The organism is Pirellulales bacterium, assembly GCA_019694435.1.
Classification (GTDB): Bacteria; Planctomycetota; Planctomycetia; order Pirellulales; family JAEUIK01; genus JAIBBZ01.
On record JAIBBZ010000086.1, the window covers coordinates 1 to 3,436 of the forward strand.

At 64.1% G+C, this 3,436-nt stretch carries 4 protein-coding genes; all 4 read right to left on the bottom strand.

The features are described from left to right. Positions 1–30: 30 nt before the first annotated feature. Positions 31–825, bottom strand: a complete 795-nt coding sequence (locus tag K1X74_23490) for a PEP-CTERM sorting domain-containing protein (GenBank protein ID MBX7169316.1) — start codon at positions 823–825, stop codon at positions 31–33. Between the two features lie 321 nt (positions 826–1,146). After that, on the bottom strand, positions 1,147–2,340 hold the full coding sequence (locus K1X74_23495) for an NAD(P)/FAD-dependent oxidoreductase (protein MBX7169317.1): 1,194 nt from the start codon (positions 2,338–2,340) through the stop codon (positions 1,147–1,149). Between the two features lie 98 nt (positions 2,341–2,438). Further along, complete coding sequence (locus K1X74_23500; GenBank protein MBX7169318.1) at positions 2,439–2,831, bottom strand: transcriptional regulator; 393 nt, start codon at positions 2,829–2,831, stop codon at positions 2,439–2,441. Beyond that, the coding region (locus tag K1X74_23505) for a hypothetical protein (protein MBX7169319.1) at positions 2,828–3,436 on the bottom strand (609 nt) is incomplete at its 5' end. The genes K1X74_23505 and K1X74_23500, both read right to left, overlap by 4 nt.

Genomic DNA, 3,436 nt, shown 5'->3' on the forward strand with positions numbered 1-3,436 from the left:
CGACGGGTTTCTACCGGCGACGACGGGTTTCTACCGGCGACGACGGGCCACCAGGCCCAAAGCGACCAGGCCAATGCCCGCCAGCACCGCGGTGCCGGGCTCGGGCACGGCGCCCACGGCCACGATCTGGCCTTGAAAGATGGCCGTCAGCGGCAACACGAAGCCGGGCGATACTTCGACCGGCACGCTGGCTTCGACGTAGACGGGTAAGGTGAGTGTGGCGGTCAGGCCCACAATGTCCAGTTGGCCCGCGGTCGAGGAATTCGGCCCCGAGTTATTCGAGATGTCCAGTCCCGTGACGACGCTCGTGAAGCCTTGCAGGTTGACATCGAGCACGCCTTGAGTGACTCCCAGCGTGAGGGCCGAGGCGTCGAACAGGTTACCCACGAGCGGCGTGGCGCCCGAAGTGATCGTGGCCATCAGGTTGCGAGCGGCAGCCGGCCCCGTGACGAGGCTTTGCAAGTCGATCAGCAATCCGTAATTGGCCGGCGCCGAGCCGGGCAGCGCGCCGCCAGGCAGCGGCTCCATGGGATTGGCCTGGTCGGCAAAGCCGATCGAGCCGCCGTTGAAGGTAACGTCGCTACCGATGCTGACATTGAGCACGCCGTTGAGATTCGTGGTGTCCGAGCCCGGTTGTTGCGGCGTGGTGAAGGGGACGAACACGGGTGGATCCTGGCCTGTGTCATAAGCACCGACCACGATCGAGAGGTAGCTTTGGTTCGGATCGATCGTCAACGAGGCTGCGTGGGCTGGATTGCTCCAAGCGGCAATTGCTGCGCAAGCCGCCAGAATCGAACCCGCCAAGAATCGTTTCCCACTGCGCATTAGCGTTCTCCTTGTTACAGAAAGTGGGCGCGCGACGGAGGTTCCCCGTCACGACACCAGGAAACAAGAAACATCGGGACGCTACGAAGAGTTGGCAGCGCTGTTGCGATGCGCTGAAATGTCAGGGCAAGAGCGCCGAGTGGGAATGTTAACGCCGGATCCCCCCTTATGGAAAATGAAAATCCAAAATTTTCACAACAGCGCAAAGAAACGCCGATGAAACACGTGGAGTTTTCGCCCCCACTTGTGGCAACTAATGTGCATTGTTTTGGTGCATGAATGATTGAGATTGGCCCCGAACTTGGCGCCACGCAGTTTGGCTTAGCCACCCCGCGCCGGCTGCGGTTTGGCTATGGCGGCTGCGGAATCATTAGCACGGTTGGGAGGCGTGGCCAGATGAAATACATCGGGAAAAGAACCCCGCCCGAAGAAAATGCGCCGCGCGACGCTGCTGGTCGCCGAGTAGCGCAGAGCCGCGCAGCCGAGTTCGAGCAATGGATTGTAAGCCAGTGCTTGGAAAAGACTTCGCATCAACAATCGCTTGCGGAACGAGTTGCGAAACTGGCCGGCGTCGTAAGGAGTCAGTTCGGCAGGGTCATCGCTGGCCAGGTAACGCCAGATGACCTTGGCGGCCAGTTCGGACAGCCGCAGACAGGGATCGAGCCCGCCGGCCGTCAATGGCGAGACCGCGCCGGCCGCGTCGCCCAGGGCCAGAGCGCGCGCGTTGACGATTCGCGGCAAGATGCCGCCCACGGGAATGCGACCGCCGCGGCGCTGATCGGCCGTGCGCCCCCTGAGCGGTAAGATACCTGCCAACGTGGTCCTAAACCGGCCAAGTGCCACGGCGGGTTGGAAGCCGCGGCCGGCGCCGCCGACCCCCACGTGGACGCTCTCGCCATCGTGTGTCGCCCAGGCGATGTAGCCGGGGGCGATCCCGGCGTCGAGAAAACAATGCAACCGGGGCGGCCCATCGAGCGGCACGCCGGTGAACACATCTTCGAGCCCGACAATCCAGCGACGATTCTGGCTGAGCCCGCAATCGCGCGCCACGTGCGAATTGACGCCATCGGCGGCCACAACGTAGCGTGCCAGGATCGACTCAGGGCGGCCGCCCGCGCTCAAGTGTGCCAGCGTGCCGCGACCGGCCGGCTCGCTTCGCAGGTAGCTGACGCCCGGTTGCCACTCGGCGCCAGCGGCGCGACAATCGCGCAGCCAGCGCTCGTAAAGCTCGGCCATGCGGCCAACGCGAAACTCTTCGTGATTGCTGACCAGATCGAGCGCGCGGCGAGCCGGTGAATAGAGCCGGACGTGGCGAATTGGCGGGCCGAGGTAAGCCCCCGGGAGCGAGAAGTCCTCGAGCGAACGGCGGACGAAGATGCCCGTGGTGTGAATGCCCTGGGCGAGCGACGTCTTGCGGTCGACGAGTAGTACTTTGAGCCCGTAGCCGGCCAGGATGCGCGTACATTGCAAACCGGCCAGCCCGGCCCCGACCACGAGAACGTCGTAGGAATTCATGGATTCACTTTGTATTGCAAAGTTAAGGTCTGTGCTGCGGCCGCGGTCGACGCGTTGGTGGTGGATAGCTGCGAGATGCCTGGCGGTGCGACTGGGGATCAGGCGGGGGACCAGCCGGCGCTATTCGAGGGCGACGCGAGCGACTGCGAGGCGCGGAGGGCGTCTTGCACGACCCCTTCGAGCACGCCGATGTACTCGAGGAAACGTTCGCGCCCCAGCGCGGTCATTTGGCAGATGGTTTGCGGCCGGTTAGCGCTGGTTTGCTTGTGAACTTCGACCAGTCCGGCGTCTTGCAGCACTTGCAGGTGTCGGTTCAGGTTGCCGTCGGTGAGCGCGCACAGCTGCTTGAGCTCGGAAAACGCCAGCGCGCCGGCATGCGTAGCCAGCGAGGCCAGAATGCCGAGCCGGGCTTTCTCGTGAATCACGCGCTCGAGCCCCTCGTAGGCAAAACGAGCCACCGATCGGACGGGCTTGGTCGGTTCCGAACTCATGTTCGACGCTCCAGGGTCCAATACAAGATCGCGGCAGCCAGGAACTGCCCCACGGCAAATGGCAGGCCCATGCACCAAGGTTCGAGCGAGAGGCCGTCGCGCGCCCAAATGAGCACGGTCACCCCCGTGCACAGATAGAAACCGGCGATCAAAAAGATCGCCTTGGGCAGCAGCCGCGCCGAGGCAAAGATGCCCAGGCTGAACAGCACCTGCCACAGGCCCGGCAACAGCGCCAGGTGCTCGGGCGATTGACGCACGAGGATGACCGTCAGCAGCAAGCCGGCGATCATCGGGGGCAGGAACTGCTCGACAGCCAGCCGCGTGGGTTCCAGGTAAGTCCAGTCGTGGGTGCGAACCATGCGGACCGCCATTTCGGCGGCCACCGCGGCGACGCTCAGTACGGCCGCGCTCATCCACAGCGTCAGGTAGACCGTCGACTCGTTCAAGGGATCGGCCACCAGCCGCGTTTGCGCGATGGCCGCCGCCAAGGCCATCAGGCCCGAGAAAGCGACGGGCGCGGATCGATAGCCGCGGAACACGTCGTTCTTGGCCATCTGCCGCCGGATTTCCGCGATTTGCACCAGCGCGTCGCGTAGTTCCATGGG

Coding starts and splice junctions, on each gene's coding strand:
- K1X74_23490 (MBX7169316.1), bottom strand. CDS start 825: ATGCGCAGTGGGAAACGATTCTTGGCGGGTTCGATTCTGGCGGCTTGC.
- K1X74_23495 (MBX7169317.1), bottom strand. CDS start 2,340: ATGAATTCCTACGACGTTCTCGTGGTCGGGGCCGGGCTGGCCGGTTTG.
- K1X74_23500 (MBX7169318.1), bottom strand. CDS start 2,831: ATGAGTTCGGAACCGACCAAGCCCGTCCGATCGGTGGCTCGTTTTGCC.